This is a genomic window from Thermostichus sp. OS-CIW-30, from assembly GCF_054060215.1.
Window position 1 is genome coordinate 68,171 of the sequence record NZ_JBSSCZ010000002.1, and the last position, 25,511, is coordinate 93,681.

25 protein-coding genes are annotated in these 25,511 nt (G+C 58.8%); 12 read left to right on the plus strand and 13 right to left on the minus strand.

The genetic code is table 11. The features are described from left to right. Nucleotides 1–2: 2 nt before the first annotated feature. From phnH to ACVWZF_RS01285, 6 genes are read left to right on the plus strand one after another with little or no spacing between them, the layout of a single operon-like run. Complete coding sequence (gene phnH, locus ACVWZF_RS01260) at nucleotides 3–572, plus strand: phosphonate C-P lyase system protein PhnH (protein WP_011431835.1); 570 nt, start codon at nucleotides 3–5, stop codon at nucleotides 570–572. Continuing rightward, nucleotides 557–1,609: a carbon-phosphorus lyase complex subunit PhnI gene (locus tag ACVWZF_RS01265; RefSeq protein WP_457410627.1), complete on the plus strand. Its 1,053-nt coding sequence runs from the start codon at nucleotides 557–559 to the stop codon at nucleotides 1,607–1,609. Before phnH ends, ACVWZF_RS01265 begins: the two co-directional genes overlap by 16 nt. Beyond that, nucleotides 1,593–2,459, plus strand: a complete 867-nt coding sequence (locus tag ACVWZF_RS01270; protein ID WP_011431837.1) for an alpha-D-ribose 1-methylphosphonate 5-phosphate C-P-lyase PhnJ — start codon at nucleotides 1,593–1,595, stop codon at nucleotides 2,457–2,459. The genes ACVWZF_RS01265 and ACVWZF_RS01270 overlap by 17 nt, the downstream gene beginning before the upstream one ends. After that, nucleotides 2,452–3,219 (plus strand): ATP-binding cassette domain-containing protein, encoded by a 768-nt coding sequence (locus tag ACVWZF_RS01275; RefSeq protein WP_011431838.1) that lies wholly within the window; start codon nucleotides 2,452–2,454, stop codon nucleotides 3,217–3,219. The genes ACVWZF_RS01270 and ACVWZF_RS01275 overlap by 8 nt, the downstream gene beginning before the upstream one ends. A gap of 10 nt (nucleotides 3,220–3,229) precedes the next feature. Beyond that, nucleotides 3,230–3,925, plus strand: a complete 696-nt coding sequence (locus ACVWZF_RS01280) for an ATP-binding cassette domain-containing protein (protein WP_011431839.1) — start codon at nucleotides 3,230–3,232, stop codon at nucleotides 3,923–3,925. Continuing rightward, entirely contained in the window at nucleotides 3,906–5,045 is a 1,140-nt protein-coding gene (locus ACVWZF_RS01285; RefSeq protein WP_011431840.1) for an alpha-D-ribose 1-methylphosphonate 5-triphosphate diphosphatase, read from the plus strand. Before ACVWZF_RS01280 ends, ACVWZF_RS01285 begins: the two co-directional genes overlap by 20 nt. Nucleotides 5,046–5,085: 40 nt before the next feature. Here ACVWZF_RS01285 and ACVWZF_RS01290 read toward each other — a convergent pair whose 3' ends face one another. Together ACVWZF_RS01290 and ACVWZF_RS01295 are read right to left on the minus strand one after the other, a co-directional pair. Beyond that, entirely contained in the window at nucleotides 5,086–7,440 is a 2,355-nt protein-coding gene (locus tag ACVWZF_RS01290) for a polysaccharide deacetylase family protein (RefSeq protein WP_457410628.1), read from the minus strand. Nucleotides 7,441–7,706: 266 nt separating this feature from the next. Beyond that, nucleotides 7,707–8,198 carry a phycobilisome linker polypeptide gene (locus ACVWZF_RS01295; protein WP_071818135.1) on the minus strand — a complete coding sequence of 164 codons (492 nt, stop codon included), beginning with the start codon at nucleotides 8,196–8,198 and terminating at the stop codon, nucleotides 7,707–7,709. A 239-nt stretch (nucleotides 8,199–8,437) separates the two neighbouring features. Between ACVWZF_RS01295 and ACVWZF_RS01300 the strand changes: the two genes are divergently transcribed. Next, nucleotides 8,438–8,992: a DUF4079 domain-containing protein gene (locus ACVWZF_RS01300; RefSeq protein ID WP_011431843.1), complete on the plus strand. Its 555-nt coding sequence runs from the start codon at nucleotides 8,438–8,440 to the stop codon at nucleotides 8,990–8,992. Between the two features lie 33 nt (nucleotides 8,993–9,025). Here ACVWZF_RS01300 and ACVWZF_RS01305 read toward each other — a convergent pair whose 3' ends face one another. Beyond that, nucleotides 9,026–10,231, minus strand: a complete 1,206-nt coding sequence (locus tag ACVWZF_RS01305; RefSeq protein ID WP_414416699.1) for an E3 ubiquitin ligase family protein — start codon at nucleotides 10,229–10,231, stop codon at nucleotides 9,026–9,028. Nucleotides 10,232–10,728: 497 nt separating this feature from the next. Here ACVWZF_RS01305 and ACVWZF_RS01310 point away from each other — a divergent pair, with 497 nt between their 5' ends. Further along, nucleotides 10,729–10,878: a hypothetical protein gene (locus ACVWZF_RS01310; RefSeq protein ID WP_187147255.1), complete on the plus strand. Its 150-nt coding sequence runs from the start codon at nucleotides 10,729–10,731 to the stop codon at nucleotides 10,876–10,878. A gap of 63 nt (nucleotides 10,879–10,941) precedes the next feature. On the opposite strand, the gene ACVWZF_RS01315 is transcribed toward ACVWZF_RS01310, so the two are convergent. Continuing rightward, nucleotides 10,942–11,634: a response regulator transcription factor gene (locus tag ACVWZF_RS01315; RefSeq protein WP_011431845.1), complete on the minus strand. Its 693-nt coding sequence runs from the start codon at nucleotides 11,632–11,634 to the stop codon at nucleotides 10,942–10,944. A gap of 207 nt (nucleotides 11,635–11,841) precedes the next feature. On the opposite strand from ACVWZF_RS01315, the gene ACVWZF_RS01320 reads away from it, so the two are divergent. Further along, a complete protein-coding gene (locus tag ACVWZF_RS01320; protein WP_457410629.1) occupies nucleotides 11,842–12,636 on the plus strand; it encodes a Uma2 family endonuclease in 795 nt (264 codons plus the stop codon). Nucleotides 12,637–12,644: 8 nt separating this feature from the next. Here ACVWZF_RS01320 and ACVWZF_RS01325 read toward each other — a convergent pair whose 3' ends face one another. After that, nucleotides 12,645–13,826: a glycosyltransferase gene (locus ACVWZF_RS01325; protein ID WP_011431847.1), complete on the minus strand. Its 1,182-nt coding sequence runs from the start codon at nucleotides 13,824–13,826 to the stop codon at nucleotides 12,645–12,647. A gap of 153 nt (nucleotides 13,827–13,979) precedes the next feature. Between ACVWZF_RS01325 and ACVWZF_RS01330 the strand changes: the two genes are divergently transcribed. After that, on the plus strand, nucleotides 13,980–14,327 hold the full coding sequence (locus ACVWZF_RS01330; RefSeq protein ID WP_011431848.1) for an STAS domain-containing protein: 348 nt from the start codon (nucleotides 13,980–13,982) through the stop codon (nucleotides 14,325–14,327). 79 nt (nucleotides 14,328–14,406) lie between these two features. On the opposite strand, the gene ACVWZF_RS01335 is transcribed toward ACVWZF_RS01330, so the two are convergent. After that, the gene (locus ACVWZF_RS01335; RefSeq protein WP_457410631.1) at nucleotides 14,407–15,231 is read right to left on the minus strand and encodes a tetratricopeptide repeat protein; all 825 of its coding nucleotides are present in this window, start codon (nucleotides 15,229–15,231) and stop codon (nucleotides 14,407–14,409) included. Nucleotides 15,232–15,365: 134 nt separating this feature from the next. On the opposite strand from ACVWZF_RS01335, the gene ACVWZF_RS01340 reads away from it, so the two are divergent. Next, entirely contained in the window at nucleotides 15,366–16,436 is a 1,071-nt protein-coding gene (locus ACVWZF_RS01340) for an adenylate/guanylate cyclase domain-containing protein (RefSeq protein ID WP_049749547.1), read from the plus strand. Nucleotides 16,437–16,445: 9 nt separating this feature from the next. On the opposite strand, the gene ACVWZF_RS01345 is transcribed toward ACVWZF_RS01340, so the two are convergent. The 5 genes from ACVWZF_RS01345 to rpsO all read right to left on the minus strand — a co-directional run bounded on the left by ACVWZF_RS01345 (nucleotide 16,446) and on the right by rpsO (nucleotide 22,531). Continuing rightward, the gene (locus ACVWZF_RS01345) at nucleotides 16,446–18,227 is read right to left on the minus strand and encodes an NADPH-dependent assimilatory sulfite reductase hemoprotein subunit (RefSeq protein WP_011431851.1); all 1,782 of its coding nucleotides are present in this window, start codon (nucleotides 18,225–18,227) and stop codon (nucleotides 16,446–16,448) included. A gap of 153 nt (nucleotides 18,228–18,380) precedes the next feature. Then, nucleotides 18,381–20,408 (minus strand): ABC transporter ATP-binding protein/permease, encoded by a 2,028-nt coding sequence (locus tag ACVWZF_RS01350; RefSeq protein ID WP_011431852.1) that lies wholly within the window; start codon nucleotides 20,406–20,408, stop codon nucleotides 18,381–18,383. Nucleotides 20,409–20,491: 83 nt separating this feature from the next. Further along, the gene (larC, locus tag ACVWZF_RS01355) at nucleotides 20,492–21,685 is read right to left on the minus strand and encodes a nickel pincer cofactor biosynthesis protein LarC (RefSeq protein ID WP_457394796.1); all 1,194 of its coding nucleotides are present in this window, start codon (nucleotides 21,683–21,685) and stop codon (nucleotides 20,492–20,494) included. A gap of 96 nt (nucleotides 21,686–21,781) precedes the next feature. Beyond that, on the minus strand, nucleotides 21,782–22,219 hold the full coding sequence (locus tag ACVWZF_RS01360) for a PAM68 family protein (RefSeq protein WP_457394793.1): 438 nt from the start codon (nucleotides 22,217–22,219) through the stop codon (nucleotides 21,782–21,784). 36 nt (nucleotides 22,220–22,255) lie between these two features. Then, complete coding sequence (gene rpsO, locus ACVWZF_RS01365) at nucleotides 22,256–22,531, minus strand: 30S ribosomal protein S15 (RefSeq protein WP_011431855.1); 276 nt, start codon at nucleotides 22,529–22,531, stop codon at nucleotides 22,256–22,258. A gap of 92 nt (nucleotides 22,532–22,623) precedes the next feature. Between rpsO and ACVWZF_RS01370 the strand changes: the two genes are divergently transcribed. Further along, nucleotides 22,624–23,307 carry a HEAT repeat domain-containing protein gene (locus ACVWZF_RS01370; protein ID WP_457394790.1) on the plus strand — a complete coding sequence of 228 codons (684 nt, stop codon included), beginning with the start codon at nucleotides 22,624–22,626 and terminating at the stop codon, nucleotides 23,305–23,307. A gap of 4 nt (nucleotides 23,308–23,311) precedes the next feature. Here the strand turns inward: ACVWZF_RS01370 and apcD are convergent, their stop codons facing one another. Continuing rightward, nucleotides 23,312–23,797, minus strand: a complete 486-nt coding sequence (gene apcD, locus ACVWZF_RS01375; protein ID WP_011431857.1) for an allophycocyanin subunit alpha-B — start codon at nucleotides 23,795–23,797, stop codon at nucleotides 23,312–23,314. 191 nt (nucleotides 23,798–23,988) lie between these two features. Beyond that, nucleotides 23,989–25,488, minus strand: a complete 1,500-nt coding sequence (locus ACVWZF_RS01380) for a PilT/PilU family type 4a pilus ATPase (protein ID WP_457394787.1) — start codon at nucleotides 25,486–25,488, stop codon at nucleotides 23,989–23,991. Nucleotides 25,489–25,511 lie beyond the last annotated feature (23 nt).

Here is a 25,511-nt window from a genome sequence, read left to right on the forward strand (position 1 = left end):
GGATGTCCAAAGCCTACGGCCCCACACCGGGACTGGCAGAAAAGCAAAGCCAGCAGGTCTTCCGGGCGTTGGTTAGGGCGTTGAGCTACCCTGGCCGTCTGGAGAGCTTTCCCGCTCGCTCCCTTCGCCAAGCCTTTCGCCTCATTGGGCTGACGCTGGTGGATGGCAATGTAGGGGTTTGGGCGCCAAGCTGGCTGCTGTCGGATTTGCGTGGGCAGGATCCCCGGCCTGTGGCTTTGGAGGCTGCTGACTTTGTCTTTGCCGAGCAGCTGGAGAGTTTGCCCGCTGGCCCAGACAGCCTTTTGGCTCTCAAAAGAGGCACCCACCTTGAGCCTGAAGCGGGAGCGACCCTTATCCTGGGGGCCCCCTTGGGCCGGGGATCCCCTGTGTTGCTCAGAGGGCCCGGCATAGCTGGGGAGATCCAGTTGGCTGTAGGCTTGCCCTCTCTGTTTTGGCAGCTGCGCTCCCAGATCCTGGCCTACCCGCTGGGAGTAGACATCCTGTTAACTGACGGCCCCCAAGTGGTAGGCTTACCCCGAAGCGTGGAGGTGGGTGGATGGGCTATGTCGTAGCGCGGGGCAGCCAAGAGGCCATTCTCAATGCCGAGGCCCTTTTTCGCGAGCTGTTGTCAGCGGCAGAAGCCAAAAGCAGGCGAGGCCGGACAAAGCAGCTGGCTGGGCTGCCCTATCTCCTGGATCATGTGATGGCAGAGGCGGGGCTGTGGGCTCCGGAGCTGGCGGCCACTGCCCTTGTGCAGACAGGGGGGGACCTCTACGAGGCCCTGCTGCTTCTGAGAGCACACCGGACTACTCTCCCCCGCCTAGGGAAAGCCCAGCTGCAGAAAAAGGAAGATCTCCTGCTGGTGCGTCGGCTTTCCTCGGCTTTCAAGAGCATTCCCGGCGGCCAGGTCTTGGGGCCCACCCTAGACTACAGCCTGCGTCTTTTGGGCTTTTCTGAAAGCCCCCCGCTAGAGCCGGCGGCCGTAGCTGCTGCCCAGCACTATCCTTCTGTGCGCAGCTGGCTGAGGGAGCAAGGTCTGCTGGAAGAAGATCCCACGGCAGAGCAGCAAGCCAGTAGCCCTGCTCCAGGGGAAGAGATTCCCGACTTGACGCGGCAGCCACTGCTGTTTCCAGCGCCGCGGACCCACCGCCTGCAAGCTTTGGCCAGGGGAGATACGGGGGGACTTCTGGCTCTGGCCTACAGCGCCATGCGCGCCTACAACGTCCACACCCACCCAACGGTTGCCGAGTTGGGCGTGGGCTATCTCGAGGTACGCGCCTTTCATCCTGTGCGGGGGGGAAGCTTTCGCCTGGGGCGGATCCGCCTGGTCTTTACTGAGGTGGTGGGACACGGAGAAAAAGGATACCGCTTGGGCTTTGCCGCTAGCCTGGGTTGGAACGAGGGGCGGGCCATCGCTGGCGCCATGCTGGATTTGGAAATGGATCGCCCCAGCCATCCGGCTCGCAGCGAGGAGTTTGTCCTGGTGCATACGGATCCCGTGGAGGCCTCCGGCTTTGCCCTCCACTACAAGCTACCCCACTACGTAACCTTTCTCAGCAACTGGATGAGCCACTTCCAAAAGGAGGACTCCCTTGAAACCCAAGCATAGCTATGCCTACCTGGATCTGGAGGCCAAGCGAGAAATTCGGCGCAAGGTTCTCAAGGCCCTGGCCATACCGGGCCATCAAGTTCCCTTTGCTAGCCGGGAAATGCCGCTGGCTCGCGGCTGGGGCACAGGGGGATTGCAGCTTACGCTCAGCCTGGTGGGGCCGCAGGACGTGGTGAAGGTCATTGACCAGGGGGCCGATGACTCTGTCAATGCCGCCAACTTGCGCCGCTTCATTGCCCAGGTCAGCGGCGCTCGAACAACCACCGACACGCTGGAGGCCACCCTCATCCAAAGCCGCCACCGCATCCCCGAGGAGCGGCTCCAAGAAGGTCAAATCCTAATCCTGCAAGTTCCCATCCCTGAGCCTCTGCGCTATGTGGAGCCCTCTGACGCCAGGGCGCGGGAGCTACATGCCCTGGGCGACTATAGCCTGCTGTGGGTGGATCTTTTTGAGGAGCACCTACGCCACGGCCAGAGCCGCAAGGGAGCGGCCTACCCAGTTCTGGTCCATGGGCGCTATGGAATGGATCCCAGCCCTCTGCCCCGCTGGGATCTGCCCAAGCTGCATCTGGCAGCCCATATCACCCTCTTTGGGGCCGGGCGGGAGAAGCGGCTCTATGCCGTCCCTCCCTACACCCGGGTGGAGCCCTTGGCCTTTGTGGATCGGCCCTTCCAGCCGGAGCCCATTTTGGGATCCTGCCGTCGCAGCGGTTGCCGCCACGTCTTCCTCAACGCCATTCCCCAAGAAGATGGCAGCTTGGCCTATGAAATCTCCGACCAGGGCTATATGGAAAAGCTGCTGGCCGGGAAAACGAGCGGTCCTCTATTTGTGGAGAAAGAGCATGGCTGAGGAGACCCCCCTTCTGGAGCTGGTCAAGGTTTGCAAAGCCTACGGGGATCGCTGGGCGCTTAAGAACGTCAGCCTCAAGCTCTATCCCCAAGAGGTGCTGGGGGTGGTGGGAGCTTCCGGCAGTGGCAAGACTACTCTTCTGAAGATCCTTTACCTTCAGGAGACAGCCCAGGGGGAGTATCGGCTAAACGTGCCGGGTTGGGAGGGACGTAACCTGCTGTTGCTCTCTCGCTACGAGCAGCCTGCGGCGCGGCACTACCTGGCCATGGTCTATCAGGATGCCGCCCAGGCCCTGCGCATGGGCTTTGCGGCCCTGACTAATGTTGCGGAGCCCCTTGTCCTTAGAGGAGAACGGCGGTTTGGAGTGCTGGAAGCGGAGGCGCAGGAGGCTTTGGAGCGAGCCGATTTTCCTTTAGAGCGAGCCGGGGATCCCCCAGCTTCTCTTTCGGGAGGAGAGCGCCAGCGGGTACAGATTGCCAAAGCTTTAGTCCAAAAGCCTCTGGCTGTTCTTTTGGACGAGCCCACCACCGGTTTGGATTTGCTGGTGCAGGCCACCTTTCTGGATACTCTGCGCCGCCTCAAGCGGCAGTTGGGGATGAGCCTCATCCTGGTAAGCCACGATCTCTCGGTCGTGAGGGCTGTGGCGGATCGAATTGTGGTGTTGTACCAGGGGGAGGTAGTGGAGGAGGGATTGGCCGACCAAGTGCTGGAGGATCCTCGCCACCCCTTTACCCAGGATCTGGTTGCCGCAAGACTTTAGGAAGGGCAAGGTGTTGCAGGTCGTTAACTTAGAAAAGCGGTTCTTTCTTCACCGACTGGGGCGAGAGGTTCTGGCCTTCCAGCAGGTGAGCTTTTCCCTGCAAGCCGGAGAGTTTTTGCTGCTGGAGGGCCCCAACGGCTCTGGCAAGTCTTCTCTACTGCGAACCCTCTACCGCAGCTATTGGCCTACGGCAGGACAAGCCCTCCTGCAGACCCCTCTGGGAACGGTGGATCTGGCCCGCTTAGGGGATCGCGAGGTGTTAGCAATCCGCCGCGAGCGCATCGGCTACGTCAGCCAGTTTCTGGATCCCAGGCCCCGCACCACGGCCTTGGAGCTGGTTGCGGAGCCCTTGCTGTGGCAGGGAGTAGCGGAAAACCAAGCGCGACATCGAGCAGCAGAGCTGCTCCTGGAGCTGGGTCTGAAGCCAGAGTTGCTGGAGACTTTTCCAACCAGCTTCTCGGGGGGCGAGAAACAGAAAGTCAACTTGGCTCGCTCTCTCATCCACCCCTATCCGCTGCTGCTTCTGGACGAGCCCACCGCCAGCTTGGATACTGCAGCCAAGTTGGCCTTGCGAGAACGCCTACGAGCCTTGAAGCAGCAGGGAACAGCTATCATTGGCGTTTTTCACTCCTTAGACGATGTGTCGGGTTTGGTTGACAAAACCTATTCCCTGGAGGTGAGGGCAAATGTGGCTAGCAGGGCCTAAGCTAGTTCTCCCCGATGGTGTCCTCCCGGTGGGATCCCTGCGGCTGGAGGAGGAGCGGATTGCCGAGATTCGGCAGGGGCAAGTGGGGGAAGGGATCCCTTTGCGAGGACTTACCCTGGTGCCCGGCGTAGTCGACCTCCATACCGATAGCCTGGAGCCCGAGCTGGAGCCGCGCCCAGGGGTACAGCTGGCGGTGGACATGGCCTTGGGGATTTGGGAAAACCGAGCTTTGGCGGCGGGGATTACCACTGCCTTTGTAACTCTGTCCTTTTGGGAAGGCCTGCCTGGCTGGCGCAGCCCAGAAACGGCCTTGGCTATGGCAGAGCAGTTGGTGGCGCTGCGTTCCCAGCTGGCTCTGGACTTGAGGATCCACGCTCGCTATGAACTCTCGCGCCCCTTGGGAGCAGCAGCTGTTCGCCAAGCTCTCAGCCAAGGCTGGGTGGATCTCCTTTCCTTCATGGACCACACCCCCGGCCAAGGCCAATTCCGGACGCCGGAGGACTACATCCGCTACATGGCTCGCCATCTGGCCCGGCCTTCCGAGGAGGTTGCCGCTAGTTTGGCGGCCAAGGCGGGGGAGGAGACCTTGCAGAGCTTTGCCCAATTGGCTCAGCAAGCGCAAGCTTTGGGGGTACCTTTGGCTTCCCACGACGACGACTGCCCCGCCAAGGTTCAGTTAATGGCCAAGATGGGCCTGAAAATTAGCGAGTTTCCGGTTACCCTAGCAGCAGCTTTGGAAGCGCGGAAACTGGGCCTGCTGGTGGTCATGGGGGCTCCCAATGCCCTGAGGGGATCCTCCCATGTCGGCAATCTCTCCGCTTCGGAGGCTCTACAAGTAGGAGCCCTAGGCGCCTTGGCCACTGACTACTCCCCCGCTTCAGCCTTGAGGGCTGCCTTTGCCTTGGCGGAGAAGCAGCTGCTGGATCTGCCCCAAGCCATAGCTTTGGTCACTCACAACCCTGCCCAGGCGGTTGGTCTGCAGGATCGGGGAGCCCTTCGCCCAGGCCTAAGAGCCGATCTAGTGGTGCTGCGGGAGAAACCCTTCCAGGTTATGGGTGTATTCGTTGCCGGCAGGCCCGTCTTTCTCAGAGATAGCCTCTGTTGGAGGGGGGTCTTCTAGGCTTCCCGCCAAGGCCTAGGTTGGAAGGCGAAGACAAGACTTAGTCCTGCCCGAAGGCAACCCTGGGCAGCAGTTTCCGGGTTGGCTTGCGCTCCAGGGACAGGGCAGGCCGTTCCAAGCGCGTATCCACCAGTACCGAGGGAGAGGCCAAGTTAACGCGCTCCAGCAGACGCCGCAGCAGTTGAGCATCGATGATGTCCACCCCTTGGCGGGCTGTCGCCGTTCCGGCCACCAGGGGGGTAGGGGTGGCTGGAAGGGGGGATCCCATCTCACTGCGCTCAGGTGCAGCCAGCACCAATTCCGCCATTGCCTGGGCCAGCTCTTGACCATACACCCCATCAGGGCCCGAAGGGAGTAGATCCAGCCGTCCCTGCTGAGTGGCCAGGTGGCTCAACCCCAGTTGCACCGCCACCACCGCCGCCCCCCGATCCCCCCGCCTCAAAGTGCGTTGGCTGGCCAAGACGCTCTCTAGCTGGGCTTTGGCTGCATCTTGGTCGCTAGCTGGCAAAAGTTGCACTAGCCCTTCCAGCTGATCTCCCTCAGAGCCAGCCTTGGCCTCGGGATGGGGATCCTCCCGCCAAAGGCGAGTCAGGTCGTAGAGCAAGATGGCATGGGGCACAGGACGGCTGGGCTGGTTGGGACCGGCATGGCCGGTGGCGAGGATCTCCCCTTGGTAGACCAGGGAGGTGCTAAAGCCAGAGTCCAGCAGCACGGCTTCCCGGATCCCGGTTTTGGGCAGCAGACTGGCCAGGATGGCGGCGTTGACGTGGGTTTTGGTAACTCCGATCACCACCCGCTCCTGGTCATCTACCCCAAAGAAAGCTCTGGGGCGAAACTCAGCAGCGCTGGCAAGGCGGAACGAGTTGATCTCCGCCGGAGAGAGGGCATGGCCATCCTTAACCAGCCACAGACCGGCCACAAACAGATCCGTGACATCCGGCATCAACTGGCGGATGTTCTCCAAGTGGGTCATGGTGTCGGGATCAAAGGGCACAAAGCGGAGGCGATCCCTGCCCAGCAGCACCAGCGGCCGGCCGCGGATTGCCTGGTCATCTTCGGGACGACCGGGGATGAAGGTCTTGTGGTTGGCAGCCATCGCCGGCCCCACCATGACATTGCTGGCAGAGTTGATCCAAGGGATGGAGAAAAAGCTGCCATTGATGCCGGCATCGGCCTGGTAGCGCTGGGCCAGGGTGCTGACCTCGTAGCGCCGCTCCGCATGCACCGTAGCCGCCCGCCCGCCGCGAAGGGTGAGAACACGCACCTGGTTGATCACTTCGTCGGTCAAGGCCAACGGTTGGGTCACATCCAGCCAGTAGTCGAGGCTGCGGCTGAGGCTAAAGGTGCGGGCGCCAAGAATGGCCTCGGTGAGGCGAAACTGGTTAAAGCGCCGCACCTCCAGCAGGTTGGGCGATTGTCCTGTAAAGCCAGGATCCATCGTAAAAGCCATCCAGTAACCCGCCTCGGCCAGGTATTGCTTCACCCGCTCGTCCCGGTTGCCTTCGGGATAGGCGAAGTAGTGGATGGGGTGGCCCAGCTCCTGCTCCAACTTGGCCTTGCAGTCAAACACCTCTCGCCGTAGGCGGGCATCGTCTAGCACCCGCAGATCAGGAGGATGGTTGACGGTATGGGCGGCAAAGTCGATCAGCCCGCTGGCATCCATCTCCCGCATCTGATCCCAGGTGAAGTGATCCTTGCTGGTGGGCACGCCGACAAAGCCGGTTTGCACAAAGTAGGTGGCGGGGTAGTTGTACTCCTTCAAAAGGGGGTAGGCGTTCTCGTACAGGCCCAGGTAGGCGTCGTCAAAAGTGAGCAAAATGGCTTTTTCGGGCAAGGGATCCCCGTCCCGCAGGTGTTTGTACAGTTGGTCGATGTGGATGGGGGTCAACCCCGCCTGCTTAATGGCCTCAAAGTGTTGCCGCAGCTCCGCCGCCGTAGTGTCGAACCAGACCTGCTTGCGGCCAGCCACCACATCGTGATACATGATGGCGGGCACATAAGAAAGGCTGGCCAAGGGATCCAAAGCAAAGGGATCCCGCTCCAGTTGGGTCTCTAAGGAGATGGGCAAGCGCTGTTGAGCCGCTTTAGCGTGGGCGCGGGGGGCAGGGATCTCCGCTAGAGGTGGCGAGAGCCCCGGCAGGCGGCTGACCCAGTCGGGATGAGCAGTTGCCCAGGCCACCAGGGCCCCAGCCCCAAATCCCAGCAGGATCACCAGCAAGCTTAAGAAGGGGAGTAACCTCGGTCGAGACTTGGCCAGCGGACGTCGAGAGGAAGAGGAAAAGCTTTGTCGTGGAGTGGGCGAGGGGTACGGCTGGGATCCCCTTGCTGACCCAAAGCCTGCATGGCCTTGGGGCATCGACCCTCCCAAGCGCGTCGGCTGTCGTCGAGATGTCATGGCCTCACTCCCCACTCCCAATTGCAAAAGCTCAGCCCTCGCCGGAACGCCTTTTCCTACCCAAAGCCCACCCCCAGGACAGCAGGAAAAGGCAGCCTTCCAGGCAACGGCAAAACCAACGCCAGCCTACCACCCCATCCTCAGGTTGGGGATAGGGGAGAAATCGCCGCATGCTTTCTACAGGGATCCCTCGTTGAAATTGTTTGAACCAGAACGGCCTGGACGGGTGGCCTGAAAGAACCCAGAACCTCCCAGGAAGCCGCCCGCTACTCAAGGGTGCTTAGCAGATTGGACTCGGCAATGCTGACGATCTTGCCTCCCATTTGGGTGATCCGTTTCACTTCTTGGGAAAGGCGGCTGAAGGGCACTTTGTACTCGACAACACTTCTGCGCACACCTCCTCCCACGAGGCCGGATACCTTGATGGCGAAGATTTTATCGCTATTGGGCAGCCCTCCTTCTGAGCTGCTGGCCTGAGCAACCTCTGGTTCTGGAGCCGATGCCACCTGAGGCGCCGTGGCGACGCTCTCCCGCTCCAGGAGTAGCCGCCAGCTGCGGGGATAGGCAGGCGCCAAACGATAGACCACCTTATAGGAGCCGGCTATGTGGTCATCCTCGGCCTCCACCTTCACCACAGTTCCCGCTGGAATGTCCAGCTTGGCCCCCTTAGACATGACTTTAATTCCCGGCCAATTGGTGGGCACATCCGTCAGCAGCTCGACCTCAAAGGCTTGATCCCCCAACAACAACTTGGCCATCTCAACAACTCCGTTTTGCTCAGCACTCAGTGGCGAGAGAGCCGCTCACAGCCACAGCTTTACCGTCAGACATTCTACCGCTGCCAGGTGCCCACCAGAAGCTTCCCGCTGGCATGGGTCAGCTGACGTCCTCCCTTCAACGAATTGAGGGAGATCACTGATGTCCTCCCATTCTAGAATTGGGGTGTTGTAGATTTGTTAAGCAGCTGTAGATTTATTGCGGAGGTAGAGGGAGCGCCATGAACCTGTTGAGCTTGGCCTTGCCGGATCTGTCGGCAGCTTCGGATGGGTTAGCCGCCACCTTGCAGCCCGTAGCCCAGTTTTTTGCCGGCCTTAACTTGCCCCAACCCATTGTGCAATGGGGTCACCCCTTGATGATGGGGATCGTGGTGGTGGTGATGGGCAGCTTTGTCGGCCTGACTGGGTGGCGAGGACGGGCCTTGCGTCTGGCAGCCGCCTCCACAGCGCCAGAGGGATCCCTGCCGGAAGCGGCCCAGAAGCCTCTGCTTGACCACCGCAAATTGGCCCCCTGGATGGCCACCTTCATTGCCTTGGGCTACACTGGCGGCCTTCTTTCTCTGGTGATGCAAGGGAAGCCCCTGTTGAGCAGCCCCCATTTTTGGACGGGATCCCTGGTGTTGCTGTTGTTGGCGGTGAATGGAGCTTTGTCCCTCAGCGGCTTTGGGGGCAACCGCGCTGCTTTGCGCACCACCCATGCCTATGTGGGCAGCCTCATTCTATGTGTACTGTTTGCCCATGCCCTGCTTGGGCTCAAGCTGGGTTTGTCGTTGTGAGTGGCAGTAGGCTTCCCTCTGCCTGGGCAGGAACTAGCGATAAGGCTGCAGGGATTGCAGCAGGTGGAGCACGGTGAAAATGCCGATACCCAGCAGGACGACGGATCCCACCAGGTAGCTGCTGGCATTGGAGCGCTGCTCTTCCAAGAGGGCTTCAGGGGATTTGGGGGCAATCATAAACCTTTCCCCAGAAAGGGGTTTTCGGATCACGGGATCCCCTGCCTCAAAACGCACCTGCCCCATGGTAAACGCCATCGCATCCACCGGAATCACCCATTCCTTATAGATAAAAGCTCGGGTGGAGCGATTTTCTGTTCTCACTCCGGAAAGGTAGCGCTTGAGATTGAAGTTGAACCGGCTGGGCCCTTTTCCTGGAAAAATATGCTCATCCACAACCGACATAGCCTCTATCTCCGCACCTGTGGGATCCACCCTCACCCTTCCAGTTTCGTCTTCGATGAAAAAAGGGATCTGGCGAACCACCGAGTGAAGGGTTTCGTCTCTCGTTCTCGTCTCTCTTTCAAGGAGATATTCCCGACCTGTGCTCGGATCGTAATACACGTTGGCGTAGTGTTTTTGGGGAGAGCTTACTTCGGAAAACGGCGATTTTTGAGGATAGCCTGGAGAGCCAAGCTGCTGGGGGTAGTCGGGGTAACCAGGCTTTTTCTGGAAAGAACCGGAACCGGGGTAGCCAGGGTTGGGCTTTTGTGGAAAAGAATTAGAGTAGTCGGGATCAACCCTTTTCTGAAAAGAACCGGAGTCAGAGTAGCCCAAGCCGGGCTTTTTCCCGACCATCTCCCCCGGATAGGATTTTGCTCGGGATCCCAAGCGTAGAGCGTTCTGATATTCGCCTTCGCTGATCCGTTCGCTATACGCTACATCGCCTTGGCTATTCAAATACCTTCGATAGCATTCAATCTCGTCATACTCCCAAGAGATCTCAGACTTGTAGTAGACGCAAGGCTGTCGCGAAAGTTCCGATACCAAAGGCCGATCGCACACAACCCTGCCGTAAACTTGAGCCAAGTTTGCTCCTTTTGCCTGGGGGTTGGTCTGACCGAGATGGCGAAGCTCGGCTATCTTGAGCAACCGAGTTGCAGAGAGCTGTTGAACCAACCTTTGGGAGCGCAAATACTCAACAAACGAAAACAGAGAGGCAGGAAGACAAAGCAGACCAAGCAGCATCAGCCAGTTCATAAAGGCCTTCCTTTCCGGGGGTGGGAGTGAAGTTGGCCTCATGCTAGCAGTTACCTGTGAAACAGGATTTAAGAGAAGTTTAAGGCAATCCCGAATGCGGGCAGTTCCAAACTTTACCAAGAAGCTAGGCCTGAAGCCCCGCCCTTCCAGGACGGCTTTTGCCCTGTTAGACCTGCGATAAGATACACCCACGCTGGTCAGAGAAGCCAAACTCCTCAACGCCACTCCAGCGCAGTACCAAGCCTTGGATGACAGAGTACACCGGCCAGGTGGTGGGGCTGGATGTGGGCGACAGCAGTGGGCAAGCTGTGCCGTGTCTCCAGTTTTTGCGTCGTGCCGAAAGGAGATTGAAGCAACAGCAAAGAAGACTGAGCAGAAAGTTAGGCCCACGGCCCGCTGGCGTGAATAGGAAGGGGGTAAAACCTCAATACAGCAACTACCACAAGTAGAGGAAGCGGCTTGGCGAGGTACACTTCAACCAAATCAAAGTCTGGCGCCAGCGTAGAGACCGGGTTATTGAGCTAGCCCAGTGTGTGGGAATGTCTCACGACATTGTGGTTTATGAGGACTTGCAGGTGCAGAACTTGGTGAGAAATCACCACTTGGCCAAGTCTTTCACGCTAGCGGCGCGGAGCGCTTGGGGGAACGACTGGGGAGATAGGCACCGCCGTCGTGGAGGGGAAACCTGATACAGCTAAGTGCTGTCGCAGAACCAGGAACCAGAATCCTTGCTCTTTGGGGCGGGGGGCATGTCAATCGCGCAACACGTAGCCCACCCCACGCACGGTCTGGATGAGGCGCTTTTCCCCTGGGCCTTCGATCTTGAGGCGCAAGTAGCGAATATAGACCTCGATGATATTGGAGTCGCCCGTGAAGTCGCAGCCCCACACATGCTCTAAGATCTGTTGGCGGGTGAGCACCTGACGGGGGTGTTCCATCAAGTAGCGCAACAGGTCGTATTCTTTGGCCGTCAGCTCCACCTGTCGCTCTCCCCGGGTTACCTCCCGCGTTACGGGATCCAGAATCAGATCCATGAACACCAACTGGCCGTCGCGGGATCGCCTTGGCTGCCGCAAATAGATCCGTATCCGAGACAGCAGCTCCTGAATGCTGAAGGGTTTGACCACGTAATCATCCGCCCCGGCATCCAACCCCGCTGCTCGATCCGACACCTCATCTCTGGCGGTCATCAACACCACCGGCACGCGGTTGCCCGTTGAGCGCAGTCGCCGACAAATTTCCAAACCTGAGATGCCGGGCAACATCCAGTCCAACAGCACCAAGTCGGGGTTTTGGTCGCAGGCTGCCCTCAACCCGGCCATGCCATCGCTGGCTACGCTGACTCGATATCCCTCACAGGTCAGCTCCGTTTCCACAAAACGAGCCAGCTTAGCTTCATCTTCGATCACCAGAATGTGGGCAGAAGAGGGTTCAGGCTCTGGCATACGCTCTCTTGCTGAATCCAAGGAAGACGCCGAAAAACTTGCTCATTGCCCCCAAGCATATCTCAACCGTATGGATTGGCAGTCGAGATGACTGAATCCGTCCCAGCCTGCAACAGCCTTGTGGAATTGCCTGGGGTTGATATCAGCAAGTGCTTTGAGTTATTCAAAAGGCATTCATGTACCTTATCACCATGAGTATCCTCAGCCATGACCCTCTCTCCTGTTCGGCTCACCCCGCCCCTACCTCCCATTCGATGGGAAAAACTGCCGGAAGACTTTCCCTTGCCGGATGAGCCTGTGGAAAGCACCTTACAGCCCCTTTTGGCTGCTGCTCTGCGTGAGGCATTGGAACTCGCTCAGATGATCCCTGCCCAGGCTTTGATCGCCTCCAACTTTGGCCTTTGCAGCACTGTCGGGGACAAGGTGGTGGTGAAAGCCCCCGACTGGGTTTATGTGCCCGCAGTACAGCCGATTCCCGAAGGAGAGATCCGCCGCAGCTATACCCCCCACCTAGAAGGGGATCCCCCGGCGATTGTGATGGAATTCATCTCCGAAACCGAGGGCGGCGAGTACTCCATCAATCCCCACTATCCCTATGGAAAATGGTATTTCTACGAGCGCATTTTGCAGGTGCCTGTCTATGTAATCTTTCATCCCAAAACCGGTGAGCTGGATGTCTACCGCCTGGAGAATGGCCGCTATACCCCTGTATCGGCGGATGAAAACCGTCGCTACTGGATCCCGGAGATTGGCTTGTTTTTGGGGGTGTGGCGGGGACAAAAAGCCGAGACCAAAGCCAACTGGTTGCGGTGGTGGACTGCCGATGGGAATTTGCTCCTATGGGGAATCGAACAGGTAGAGCAGGAGCGGCAGCGGGCCGAACAGGAGCGGCAGCGGGCTGAGGCGGCAGAAGCAGCCCTCGAACAGGCCCGTCTGGAACAGCAGCGCCTAGCCGCGAAATTGCGGGAGTTGGGCGTGGATCCCGAGGCAATAGCCGATTGAGGGCTCTCCTAGTAGGTGCGCCCGCGCCAAGAGCGGGGCCGGCTGAGGGCAGATAGGATTATCCGCAGAACGGCCAAGGGATCCGCCAGAGGCGACATCCAGAACGTCCAAGGGGGATCCTGATAGGAGCCGCGAATGCCCAGTAGTACACCTAAGCGCAGAATCAGTAAGCCTAGGTTAAGCCCCAGCAGCACCTGCTCCGTCAGGGAAAAGGGAAACCCCATCCCGGCTTTGCCCAACAGCCCTACAACCACCGGCCCAGGGATCCCTTGGGTGAGGACGAGGAGAGCTATATCCCCCCACAACTGGGCCACAGGGGTGGCATCTTTCAAATCGAGGGATCGGCCCCACTCTCGCCAAGTTTCGCCAAAAGAAGTGTACATGCGCACCTTGAGCAGGTGCCGACCGTCGTAAAAAGCTACTTTAAAGCCGGCTGCCGCAATCTGCCGCACCAGGGTCACATCGTCACAAAATGAAGCCCGCGCCACTGTGTAGCCATTCATCGCTTCCAGCACCGACCGGCGCACTAGCATACATTGCCCATTGGCCATCGTCCGTTCCGGCAGGGTGGCGGTGTCTCCGGCGGCCCCGTAGCGGTAGATCAGGGTCACCAAAAGAGCCGGCTGCAGCCAGCCTTCCCCCCAGTGCTGCAGGATAAACTGCGGTGCCAGGGTGATCAGATCCAGACCTTGGGCCTGGGCAGTTTCCAGCAGGCGCTCCACCAATCCTGGCTGGGGACGGGTATCGGCATCAATGCCCAGGATCCACTCAGAGGCCGGATCCGACTGGAGAAATCCATAGTGCAAGGCCCAGGGGCGCCCCACCCATCCGTTGGGCAAGGGATCGTCGGTTACCAGACGGAAGCGCGGATCCCGCTTGGCCATCTGCAGCACTTTTTCGGGGGTGCCATCTTGAGAGCGGCTGTCCACCACCAGCACCTCCCGCAGGACGGAGCTCTGTTGGTGCAATCCTTCCAGGCAGGGATCGATGCGCTCGGCTTCGTTGAGGGTGGGCAACAACACGCTGACCAAGCCCGGCTGCAAAGGGATCCCAGGCTGACCGGGAGGCAGAGGGGAAGGGCGCCGCAAAGAGGGCAGCAGCCGCGCCAGCAGCACCGCCAGCATCGGCACTTGCATAACCAATAGGCTCAGGGCGGCAGCATCTCCAGCCCAGGCAGGGATCCCGTTCATGCCAGTTCTAACCTGTAAGGGAAAAGTGTCCAAGAATGCTTGCAAGAGAAGCCCAGGGAGGACAAACTCATACTCATGGTGATTTAGCAATTCAAAATCAGTCTGGTTGCATCGTGCCTGTGCCCATCCCCCCTCAAACCTGACGGGCTTTTCATGGATGTCTTCATCCGGCTCAGCCACAAGGGATCCCCTGTTACGGTTGTGAAATTGCACAGTGAAAGGCTCAACGCCGCGATTGCCCGCGAGGTACGGAAAGAGCTAAGCCAAATTCTCACCGAGAAACCGGGGCATTTCTTGTTGGATCTTAGTCAGGTTAGCCTGATCGACAGCATGGGGTTGTCGGTTCTGGTTTGGGCGCATCGCCATTGCCGCACTTTAGGCTATCAACTCAAGTTCTGCAGCCTGCAGGAGCAAGTCAAGCTGCTCTTCTCCATCACCGGCTTGGATGCCATTTACGAGATCTACCCCTCTGTAGAAAAGGCACTTGAGTCTTTTCCGTAGCTCTCCCTATCGGGTCAACTGAGAACCGTCAGGGATCAGCTTCTCAACACCTGGATTAGCCTAACGGTTGAAAACCCGCTCAGGGAGTGGGGTTATCGTTTTGCCTCTCGACCGTCTGGGGCCGGTTCACCTGAGCATAAATCTCTGCTTGCTGCTGGATTTGCTCCCGAACTTGGGGCGGGGCCAGCCGGGCTGCTTGCTCAAACAGCTCAGGCGCTTTTGCCCGTAGGTTTTCATCGGTGGCGGAGCTGAGGGCTATGGCTTTGCCCAACACGGGGGTGAAATCACTGGGATCCGCCGCAATCAACTTGTCGTAGAGGACTACAGCTTTCTCAGTCTGGTTGTTGCGGGCGTAGACAAAGGCCAAGCGCAAACGCACATCATTATCTTCCGGCGCTTCTTCAAGATGCTTCTCCAGCAGGGCAATGGCCTCAGAGGTGCGGCCCAGGGTTAGCTGCACATCCACCAACTGCTGCAGCACCTGGCGATCTTTGGGATCCCCCTCGTAAAGGATCTGGAGCTGTTCTAATGCCCCTTCAAAATCCCCCGTATCCTGCTGGATTTCGGCCAAAAAGGCTCTCAGTTGCCGATTTTCGGGCTCCAGTTGTACCAGCTTCTTCAGCGGCTCAATGGCCCCTTGCGGCTCGTTCAATTGCAGTTGGGTGTCGATCAACCCCCGCAGGGCAATGGGGTTATCCGGCTCCCGCTCCAGCACGACGCGATAGCCGTCTGCCTGGGCCCGCAGTTGCTCGGTTACCAGGCTGGCCTCTGGAGATTCGGAAGGCCCGAGGGCCTGGAATAGCGGGCCAAAGGAGAAGCCCAAGAAAGTTACCGTGCCCACCACCAGCAGCAAAATGTTGAGGAGCTTGCGGGCTGGGGATTCTTGGGGTTTGGACTGAGGCATAAAGGGCTCGCGCAGAAGACTCCTCTGTACTCTATCATCGGCGCCGGGGCAGGCTGCGGGGTGAGGTTACCCAATACCCAAAACTTTTGAAAACAGCATCCAAGGGGAGGGCAATGCCGTACTGAATTTAGGTAGTGCTGAATCTTTTTGCCACCCCTCACTCCCTCTTAACCATGCGGATCACCTGTTACCCCGACAACCTCACCTTGGAAGCCAATCCCCTGCTCACGGTTCTGGAAAATCTGCTCAAGGCGGGGGTGCGCCATGTCCATGCCTGTGGGGGCAATGCCGCCTGTTCCACCTGTCGCATTCTGATTTTGGAAGGCAGCCAAAACTGCCGCAGCATGACCCCTGCCGAGAAGAGGTTGGCCCAACGGCTGGATCTTCCCGTGCATATTCGCCTGGCCTGTCAAACCCGCATCACCGGAGATGTCACCCTGCAGCGGCTGGTGATCGATAAAGCAGATGTGGAAGTAGCTCAACATCAATTGCAGGCCCATTCGGTCGGCAGCCAAGTCACCGCCGCCATTCTCAGCGCTTCCCTGCGGGGGACGGCCAACTTCGACGAGGAGAACTTTCCCTACGATGTTGTCTACACCTTGGGTCGCTACTTCGCCCAAATGGGGGCCTTGGTGCAGCAATATGGGGGAGTACTGGCCAACCAGAGCGGGCTGAGAAGTCTGGCTTTGTTTGGTCTCAAACAACCCGAGCTGGCCGTACAGCAGGCACTGCAGGCGGGATTGGCGCTTGGACAGTCGGTGGCGGAGTTGAACAGGTGTTTGCGGCAACTCTCCTACCCGCAGGTTAAGCTCACCCTCGGGATCCACTACGGCCCAGTCCTTTTGCTGCCCCTCGATCCCCAAGATCCGCAGCGGTTGTCCGCCTTCGGGAAGTCGGTTCAGTTTGCCACCTGGCTGGAGTCGGTTGAGGATGTTTCGCAAGGGGGGGAACAGTCTGAGGAACAGAGCTCCCGGTTGCTCATCTCGGCAGCCGTGTATCGAGCCGTGGAAGGGCAACTCCTGCAGGTGGAGCCTCTTTCGGTGAAACCTTTTCCCAACGCCAAACCCATCCGAGTCTATAGGGTGCATCCCAACCCCGTCAGCTTGCCGACTGGCGAGGAGCAAGCTCCAGAAGCAACCAAGCCTGAACCGCTTGGATGGCTGGAAGCGCTCCGGGAATGGCTACAGGCTTGGTCTCGTTTTTGAGGGATCCCTTCAGGCAAAAACGCCATCCCTTTGCTGAACTTGGGCCTGCAAATAGGGGATCCCCATCCGGTGGCAGTAGTCGCCGAAGCTCTCGCCAGGACGGCGCTCCTGCTTGTAGACCTGCAGGAGAACTCTCATCAGCGGCACGATCTGGCTGATGTGTACCCGATCCTGAAACACTTGCGCCAGGCGATCCCCCTGCGGGCTGGCTCCCAGCCAAATCTGGTAGTAGCCATTGGGGGCGGATCCCACCAATCCCAGTTCCGCCAAGTAGGGTCGGGCACAGCCGTTGGGGCAGCCGGTCATGCGCACCAAAAAGGGCGAATCCTGCAGATCCAGCTCCTGCAACAGCCGATCCAACTGGCGAACCAGCCCCGGCAAAGCCCGCTCCGACTCGGTAATCGCCAACCCACAGGTGGGCAGGGCAGGGCAGGCCATCGACAGCCGCACCAGTTGGGGGATCTCTTCCTTGGAAAGCACCCCGTGGGATTTGAGGATCTGGTTGATGGCATCCCGCTGCTGCTCCGCAATGTCGATGAAAAGTAAATCCTGAGTGGGGGTCAGCCGCACGTGCAGAGAAAAGGCTTCCACAATCCGGCGCAGCGCCGTTTTGAGCTGCCGCTCTGGGGTGTCCTGGATGCGGCCATTTTCAATGGAGATGCCCAAAAACCAACGGCCATCCCCCTGCTCGTGCCAGCCTAGGTAGTCGTCGCTGTTGGGGACAAACTTGGGCATGCGCCGGAAGGGCAACAACTTCTCCCCCAGGTACTGCTCGACCACACGGCGAAACTTGCGGATCCCCCAGTCTCTCACCAAGTATTTCAACCGCGCCTGCTTGCGGTCGTGCCGGTTGCCGTAGTCCCGCTGTACCGCCAAAACCGCTTGGCAAACCCGATACACCGATTCCGGCGGGGCAAAGCAGAGCTTTTGGGCCAAAAGGGGCTGGGTTTCTTCCTTGCCGTGGGTACGCCCCATGCCCCCACCCACCACAATGTTGAAGCCCTTCAAGTTGCCCTTGCGATCCGTGAGCACAATCAAGCCCAAGTCCTGGGAGTACACATCTACCGTGTTTTCCCCGGCTACGGCGATGGCGGTTTTAAACTTGCGGGGCAAATAGACGGGGCCATACAGGGGTTCTGGGCCCTCTAACCTCACCCCGTTGCCGACAAACTTCTCGGCTTCCACCACTTCCTCATCCACCGGTGGGATGGGAACCGGCTCCCCATCCACCCAGATCTCGTAGTAGGCAGAGGTCTTCGGAGCCAACAGATCCGCCAGCTTGCGGGCATACTCTTGGGCATAGCGATAGGCAGGGCGATTTTTGTAGGGGGCAACCGGTGCCATCACGTTGCGGTTGACATCGCCGCAGGCGGCCAGGGTGGATCCCATCTGTTTGAGAATGCTGGCTATGGTGGCCTTGAGGTTTTTCTTGAGGATCCCATGCAACTGAAAGGTTTGCCGCGTTGTGGCTCGCAGGGTGCCATTGCCGTACTCATCGGCCAGCCGATCCAGGGTCAAGTAAAGCTGGGGGGGCACGTGTCCCCCTGGGATGCGGGTGCGCAACATGATGGAATAGGCCCGCTCCAATCCTTCCTGCTTCCGTTGCTGCCGCCGATCCCGGTCATCCTGCTGGTAGGCGCCATGGAACTTGAGCACCTGCACCGCCGCCTCGCTGAAATGGGTGGTGTCTTGGGCCAGCTCCTGCTGAAGGGGATCCCGTAGAAAGTGGCTGTCTGCCTTGATCTGCTCCACCTTGGAACGCTTGGCCTCGGATGGGATCATGGGGGGCATTGATAATCTCCAGTAAACCGGTCGGAATACTTGTGAATAACAGGCTATCACCTCCTTTGAAGAGCGTCCAGTTGGAAAAGTCAGCCTCTTATCCGGGTTTTGTCCCAAACCCGCAAAGCTTGTCATTTGAGTCAGCTGGAGATGTCGGCGCTGCTAGCTGGCCAGGGCTAGGCGGGCACCGTACTCCTGCACCGACCACAGTTGCCAGGCACAATTCCCCTGCAGCTCCAAGACCAAGTCGTGGTAGGCCAGGAGGGTGGGGCGATGCCCAACGCTGATGTAGGTGGTGTTCAGGTGTTGCAGTTGCAGGTAGAGCAGTTTTTCGTTGGCCACATCCAGGGCGCTGGTGGCCTCGTCCAAAATGGCGTAGCGGGGCTGGGTGATCAAAATGCGGGCAAAGGCAAGACGCTGCTGTTCCCCTAGGGAGAGAGTGCTGGCCCAGTCTTTCTCCACATCAAAGCCGCCCACCCGCTCCGGCAAGTCTCCCAGGTTCACCTGGGCCAAGACTCGGATGAGATCTTCATCGGTGAGGTCTCGGCGGCGTTTGGGATAGAGCAGTTGATCCCGCAGGGATCCCAGCAGCATGTAGGGCTTCTGGGGCAAAAAGAGCATCTCCTGAGTATCTGGGCGGGCGATGGATCCCTGGCCGTTGGTCCATAGGCCGGCAATGGCCCGTAACAGGGAACTTTTGCCGCTGCCGCTAACACCGACAATCAAAAGCCGTTGGTCGGCTTCCAAGGCGAAGGAGAGATCCCGAACCAGGGTTCGTTCTGAATTGGGGGTGAGCAAAGTGACGTGGTGCAGCGCCAATTGCTGGGCAATGCGAGTTTGAATGTTGCTTTCCCGAGCGCTGGTGTGGCGCAGCGCCGGATCTTCCAGAGACTCGTGAAAGGAGCCTAAGCGGTTGATCCCGGCGGCAAAACTGGAAATGCTTTGAATCTGGTTGGCCACAATGGAGAGGGCGCTCAACACCTGGCTGAAGGCAATGGTGGCTTGGGTAATGGTGCCGAAATCTCGCACGCCGCTGAAGTAAAGGGGGGCGACGATGACATAGGGCACAATGCGGGTGAAATAGTTGTAGGCGTATTGGAAAATATCGATGATGGCCTGCCAGATGATCAGCAAATTAAAATTGCGCAAGGCCGCACCAAAGCGATGCAAAATTTGCCTGAGTTCTTGATCCTCTCCCTGGTAAAAGGCGATGGACTCGGCGTTGTCGCGCACATGCACCAAGCTGTAGCGGAAATCGGCTTCATAGCGCAGTTGATCGAAGTTAATTTTGATCAGCTTGCGACCAGCCAAAATGGCAATGGCGGTACCAATGGTGGCATAGACCACCAGACCCAACGCCAACGGACGAGAAATGCCATAGAGAATGCCGGTGAAGGCGTAGAGGGTGAGAATCGAGTCGAGAATGTCCAACAGGAAGGAGAGGGTGGTGCCGGTAAAGGAGCGGACATCCTCTGATATACGCTGGTCGGGGTTGTCGATTTCGGTGTTGGCGGCGTTGGAATCCAGCTCGTAGTAAGCCCGCTGATTGAAGTAGCGATCCAGAAAATGATCGGTCAGCCATTCTCGCCAAAACAGCCCTAGCTTGAGGCGAGTGTAGCGGTAGATCACCAAAATCGGAATGGCTGAGATAATCAGCACTCCATAAATAATCAAAAATTGCCAGAAAGTGGGCTCTTCTTTTTGCTGCAGAGCTGTGTCGATAAACCGAAAGATAAAGCTGATCATCACGTTCAGCCGGTTTACCGTCAGCGACAGAAACAGCAAAAAGGTGAGCAGCGCCCACTGCAACCAGCGCTGGCGAAGCTGCCGCCACACTGCCCCAAAACAAAGGCTGCTCAGAGCCAAGCTGACCGAGGCCACCCACAGCACTGGCGAGGACAAGTTTCTCTTCGTTTGCGCCACCAATCCGGCTGCCACATTGGTGAAAAACTCCGGGAACAGGGCTTGACCGACCAAAGTCACCCCAATCTCCACAAAGAACATCAGGGCAACCACAAACACCATGGCCGCTGCCAGCAAGCCCAAAAAGATCCAGCCCCCATAGCGTACTCTGGGGTAAAAGTAGGGCTGGGCCACCGTGATAAACCGATCCCACAGTTTGCGGTCAAAGTTAAATTGAGAGGCTTGGGATTCCATTTTTGCGGTCGGCGGAGAGAGCAAGATCGACATCTCTCAGGCTAGCAGGCCACGGCTGCCAATCTGTGTTCAATAGGAGCAAATTCCATTGGGGGTGGAACAGGTTCGGTGTCTCTTCAACCTTGCAACCGGTTTTGCCAAGCCGATTGGGCCGCCAGCCACACCGTCTGAACCGGCACGTGAAACTCCTGGGCGCGGGCCACACAGTCGCGAAACTCCGGCTGAGCGTTGACGATGCGGCCATGGTGGCGGGCCACTTTGATGTCGACCAAGCCGTAAGGGGTTTCCACCCGCTCAATGACCCGCTCCAGTAGGGTGCGCTGCTGTTGGAAGTGGCGAATGCCCAGGGTGGTGGTCTCCCGGAAGATGAGATCTTGACACTCCGGCACCCGATCCGGCGGACAGATGACGGTAAGCAGGATCCCCGGCCGCCCCTGTTTCATGGTGATCGGCTGGGTAAACACGTCCCAGGCCCCGAGGGCCAACAACTGCTCGCAGGTGTAGGCAACCACTTGGGGGTTGAGATCGTCAATTTGGGTCTGCAACACCGATACCGTTTCCGTTAGCTCTCCCCCATCGGCTTCCCCAATCCAGAGACGAAACACGTTGGGAATGGGCAGCTCTTGGGCACCGGCCCCACGCCCCACTTTTTCCACCCGCATCGGCGGACAGGGGCCAAACTCTTCCGCCAACGCCACAGCCAAGGCTGCTCCTGTGGGGGTCACCAGCTCGGCTTCCACCCCGTTGCTGAACACCGGCACGCGGCCCATTTCCCACAACTCGATCACCGCCGGCACCGGCACGGCCAATTTGCCATGCTCTGTGCTCACCCAGCCGCCCCCAACAGGATGGGGGGATGACAACACCCGCTCCACCTGCAGCCAATCCAGGCCAATGCAAGTGCCGACAATATCCACCAAAGCATCCACTGCCCCCACTTCGTGAAAGTGCACTTTTTCCACAGGCATCTGATGGACTTTTGCTTCCGCCTGCGCCAACTTTTCAAACACCGCCAAGCTGCGGGCCTTAATGGCTGGGGAAAGCTGGGATCCCGCGATCAAAGCCTGAATCTCTGCCCAATGCCGAGCAAGGGATCCCCCACTCTGGGATCCCAGTACCTCTACCACAGCTTGCAGAGCAGGCTGCCCACACCGCTGCACCCGGCTCACCTGCAAGCCATATTCCCCCTCGATGCCCAACGCCTGGAGCTGACGGTTGAGGTACTCCAAAGGCACCCCGCAATCCAGCAGGGCTCCTAGACACATATCGCCGGCAATGCCCGCCGCACAGTCGAAGTAGGCTATTTTCATGCTGGAGAACTGGGGGTAGCCGCTGCCGCCAGAATGGACTTGGATCCCTCTTGATTGTAGGCAGCAACCGGCCTGGAAAAGGCGATGGGAGAAGAATCAAGCTTCTCCAGAGTCGGAAGATTCAGAAGATCGGGCAGCAGATTCCCGCCACTGTTGGATGACGTTGCCCAAATTGCGCCGGAATTCTCCAATGCCCAGCAGGGATCCGGGCTGGGGATCCCAGGAAGCTGAGAACACACCGTAGCTGATGCCCAAAAAACCAAGGCCAAACAAGGTCAGCGACTCTGCCAAGGTGAAGTAGGGGGGCAGAGCGACCACATGGTTGGTCAAGAGATAGTAATTCACAAAAAAGCTGCTCAGGCCCAGCCCAGAAGGGATCCCAGAAAACACCAGAATCCGCCGCACCATCCGCCGGCTGACCTCAGGGGGAATCACGGCAACAGGCTCCTTCTTGGCCGGCTTCTTCTCCACCTCAACAGAGGCGGAGGGGGAGCGACGGCGAAAGGTTTTGGACTGGCGGCTGGATTTGCCCACGAAGACAGATCTCCGATAGCGTTTTGGATGGGCTGCCTACTTTTTCACCCGGATGTTCAGCCGTTCGGCCAGCTCCCGGAAGCGGTCAGGAGAATGCTTGGCGATGTAGTTGAGCAAACGCTTGCGACGACCGATCATCATCAGCAGGCCGCGGCGGGAGTTGAAATCCTTCGGGTTTCTCTGAAGGTGCTGAGAGAGCTGGTTGATGCGACTGGTGAGCAGAGCCACCTGAACCTCGGCAGAACCGGTGTCGGTGTCGTGCAGTCGATAGCTCTCAATGATCTGCTGCTTCTCTTGTTGCAATAAGGCCATAAGATCAAGGGACTGGATGCACTGCTTCAAGATAATAACATCGGCTTTTCCTCCCTCGCTATGGCCGAGGAGGGTTATGGAGAGAATGGGATATGACAACAACCTCTGGGGATCCTCCGGCACTGCCCGCTTTGCTGGAGCTGTTGAACTCACAAGACTTGGGAAATCGGCTGCGCGCTGTTAACAAAGCCAGAGAACTGCCTGGGCCAGAAGCCCTGACATTGCTGCAGCGAGCGATTCACGACGAGAATGCCCGCGTCCGTTATGCTGCCATCAGCCAGATGGGCACCCTGTCTGGCGTCGATCCGAACCTACTGTTGCCCATTTTGCAGCGCTCTTTGCGAGAGGATCCGGAGTTCGATGTGCGGGCTGCTGCCGCCGCTGCCCTGGGGGATCTCAAGCAGCCACAGGCCCTGGCCGATCTCCTGGAAGCTTATCGGCGAGAAACGGAGTGGCTGGTACAGTTTAGCATCATCGCTGCCCTGGGAGAGCTGGGGAACCCTGCCGCCTTCGACACTCTGGTGGAAGCTTTGCAGGACAAGAGCGAGCTGATCACCACAGCCGCTGCCGCTGCCTTGGGCGATCTGGGGGATCCGCGGGCCATCCCCTACCTGGATCCCCTCATTGATTCCGACGACTGGCAACTGCGCTACCGCGTCTGCATTGCCCTGGCCAAGTTGGGAACAGAAGCCGCTCGCGCCGGACTGACCCGGCTGGCCCAGGATTCCCAAGAACAGGTGGCCGTACATGCCCGGGCTGCCTTGGGATCCCTGTAGTTCCCTAGCTCATGGCATTGATGATGTAGTCAAAGTAAGGGGCGGCTTCAGCGGCTGCCGCCGGCTCCAACAAGCTGAGGGCAGCTTCCTTCAAAAAGACAATCGCATCGATCATGCCGGCGATGGGTACGTTGAGGGCATTGTACATTTCCCGCACCCCTATCAGGCCAATAGACTCAATCGGCTCTTTGCTGCCGGCAATAATGCCATAGGTCACCAGACGCAGATACCAGTCGTAATCTCGCAAACATTGGTTGTAGCGCTTGTCACCGTAGGCATTGCCACCGGGTTGCACGTACTCGGGCCGCTTGGCGAATAGCTGCTTCTGGGCCTGGTCAATGATGCGCTTTTTGTTTTCTGCTAACACCTGAGCGATTTGCAAGCGCCTCTCGCCGGTGGTCATGTAATTCCTGATGGCTTCCAGTTCGCTAACTGAGAGGTAACGCAGCTGGTCATCCGCGGTCTCGATGATCTGGTTGATCACGCTCACGGTAGGGATTCTCCTGTTTTCTAACTTGCTTTCAATTCGGTTCATCAATTCGCAACCCATCCCCCCAGCCCAAGGTCGGCCCAAGAGATGAGCAGGTAGCTCGGCAAGCCAGCGCCGCCGGCTGCTCCCAGTTTAGGATAGGGCAAACCTTCCCTCAAGCACTTTGGCGTGACTCCATCTCGAGACTGGCCCTAGATCCGGCCTCGCAGCCATTGGGCCATCTCATTGCGGCGTGGGGCAGCCTCCAGACACACCTCTTCGGTAATCCGCCCCTCTTGGTAAAGCCTAAACAGGGATTGATTCATGGTACACATGCCCTCATAGGAGCCGTCGGCGATCAGCTCCTCAATTTCGTCCACCGCCCCCCGCTTGATGTAGTCCCGAATGGCATCGGTGTTGCGCATGATCTCGTGGGCCGCAGCTCGCTTGCCATCGGTGGTGCGCACCAGGGTTTGAGCGATGATCGCCACCAGGGTTTCTGCCAGCTGCAGACGCATCGGCTCCTGTTCTTCCGGCTTGTAAATCCCCAGCAGACGCTCGATGGTGCGGACGGCGCTGTTGGTGTGCAGGGTTCCAAAGACCAAGTGGCCCGTCTGGCCGGCCTTCAGGGCAATATCCACTGTCTCTCGATCCCGCATCTCCCCAATCAGGATGATGTCCGGATCTTCCCGCAGAGAGGCTTTCAGGGCATTGGCAAATTCCAGGGTGTGGATCCCGACCTCCCGCTGCCGCACCATCGATTTCTTGCTCTGGTGGACGAACTCGATGGGATCCTCAATGGAAATGATGTGTTTGGGAAAGTTGGAATTGATGTAGTCCACCATCGCTGCCAAGGTTGTGGACTTACCGGATCCGGTGGGGCCGGTCACCAAAACCAAGCCTTTGTGCTCTTCGGCAATGCGCTTCAAGACTTCCGGCGCCCGCAACTGCTCCAGCGTCAAAATTTTCAACGGGATCAGACGCATCACCATAGCCGGGCCAAGAAGGGAAACAAAGCAGTTGACCCGACACCGCACCAAACCCTCGTACTGGATGGCAGTATCCAGTTCCAAACATTCCTCAAACTGGCGAATTTGGCTCTCCGGCAGGCTTTCCCGCAGCCAGCCATAGAACATCTCGGTGGTGGTGACCGGGTAGTTGGTCAAAAGCATTTGCCCCCGATCCCGAAAGCGGGGCACTTCTCCTACCCCCAAATGAATATCTGAGTAGCCTTTGTCATAGGCTTCCTGCACCAGTTGGCGCAGGGTCAGGCCCGCAGGAGCAGCTGGAGCCACTGGGATCCGACCGGCAGCCGTTGGGCGAGCTGGTGGCGCAAAAGGCGGGGCAGCAGGAGTGGGGACAGGTGGCGACACTGGAGGCCGAGCAGCAGCAGCCGGAGCCGGAGTGGGCGGGGGCATTCGAGGGGGAGCGACAGGATCGGGCACAGGCACAGGCACCTGAGGGGGAGCGACAGCCACACCAGGAGGAAGGGGCCGACCCAGAATGGGGTTGGGGGGGCTTTTGGCGTTGACAGGCCGGGATCCCATCCCTTGGGAAGCTGAACCCAGCACCGGATCCAGTTGCGTTGGGGGCTCCACCGGGGGCGTTTGAGCAGCCGGACGAGGCGGACGCTGCATGACCGGCGGAGCCGGGGGCTGCCAATTGGAGTCCAAATCGGTGGGAAACTGGTTTTCGGGGCTGACCTCGCTCATGACAAGCCTCGCTTCTGGCAGGG

What these genes read in the sequence shown, in the direction of transcription:
- phnH (WP_011431835.1), top strand. Translation starts at nt 3, where the DNA reads ATGTCCAAAGCCTACGGCCCCACACCGGGACTGGCAGAAAAGCAAAGC.
- ACVWZF_RS01265 (WP_457410627.1), top strand. Translation starts at nt 557, where the DNA reads ATGGGCTATGTCGTAGCGCGGGGCAGCCAAGAGGCCATTCTCAATGCC.
- ACVWZF_RS01275 (WP_011431838.1), top strand. Translation starts at nt 2,452, where the DNA reads ATGGCTGAGGAGACCCCCCTTCTGGAGCTGGTCAAGGTTTGCAAAGCC.
- ACVWZF_RS01285 (WP_011431840.1), top strand. Translation starts at nt 3,906, where the DNA reads ATGTGGCTAGCAGGGCCTAAGCTAGTTCTCCCCGATGGTGTCCTCCCG.
- ACVWZF_RS01290 (WP_457410628.1), bottom strand. Translation starts at nt 7,440, where the DNA reads ATGACATCTCGACGACAGCCGACGCGCTTGGGAGGGTCGATGCCCCAA.
- ACVWZF_RS01295 (WP_071818135.1), bottom strand. Translation starts at nt 8,198, where the DNA reads ATGGCCAAGTTGTTGTTGGGGGATCAAGCCTTTGAGGTCGAGCTGCTG.
- ACVWZF_RS01300 (WP_011431843.1), top strand. Translation starts at nt 8,438, where the DNA reads ATGAACCTGTTGAGCTTGGCCTTGCCGGATCTGTCGGCAGCTTCGGAT.
- ACVWZF_RS01305 (WP_414416699.1), bottom strand. Translation starts at nt 10,231, where the DNA reads ATGAGGCCAACTTCACTCCCACCCCCGGAAAGGAAGGCCTTTATGAAC.
- ACVWZF_RS01310 (WP_187147255.1), top strand. Translation starts at nt 10,729, where the DNA reads ATGTCTCACGACATTGTGGTTTATGAGGACTTGCAGGTGCAGAACTTG.
- ACVWZF_RS01315 (WP_011431845.1), bottom strand. Translation starts at nt 11,634, where the DNA reads ATGCCAGAGCCTGAACCCTCTTCTGCCCACATTCTGGTGATCGAAGAT.
- ACVWZF_RS01320 (WP_457410629.1), top strand. Translation starts at nt 11,842, where the DNA reads ATGACCCTCTCTCCTGTTCGGCTCACCCCGCCCCTACCTCCCATTCGA.
- ACVWZF_RS01325 (WP_011431847.1), bottom strand. Translation starts at nt 13,826, where the DNA reads ATGAACGGGATCCCTGCCTGGGCTGGAGATGCTGCCGCCCTGAGCCTA.
- ACVWZF_RS01330 (WP_011431848.1), top strand. Translation starts at nt 13,980, where the DNA reads ATGGATGTCTTCATCCGGCTCAGCCACAAGGGATCCCCTGTTACGGTT.
- ACVWZF_RS01335 (WP_457410631.1), bottom strand. Translation starts at nt 15,231, where the DNA reads ATGCCTCAGTCCAAACCCCAAGAATCCCCAGCCCGCAAGCTCCTCAAC.
- ACVWZF_RS01345 (WP_011431851.1), bottom strand. Translation starts at nt 18,227, where the DNA reads ATGCCCCCCATGATCCCATCCGAGGCCAAGCGTTCCAAGGTGGAGCAG.
- ACVWZF_RS01350 (WP_011431852.1), bottom strand. Translation starts at nt 20,408, where the DNA reads ATGTCGATCTTGCTCTCTCCGCCGACCGCAAAAATGGAATCCCAAGCC.
- larC (WP_457394796.1), bottom strand. Translation starts at nt 21,685, where the DNA reads ATGAAAATAGCCTACTTCGACTGTGCGGCGGGCATTGCCGGCGATATG.
- rpsO (WP_011431855.1), bottom strand. Translation starts at nt 22,531, where the DNA reads ATGGCCTTATTGCAACAAGAGAAGCAGCAGATCATTGAGAGCTATCGA.
- ACVWZF_RS01370 (WP_457394790.1), top strand. Translation starts at nt 22,624, where the DNA reads ATGACAACAACCTCTGGGGATCCTCCGGCACTGCCCGCTTTGCTGGAG.
- ACVWZF_RS01380 (WP_457394787.1), bottom strand. Translation starts at nt 25,488, where the DNA reads ATGAGCGAGGTCAGCCCCGAAAACCAGTTTCCCACCGATTTGGACTCC.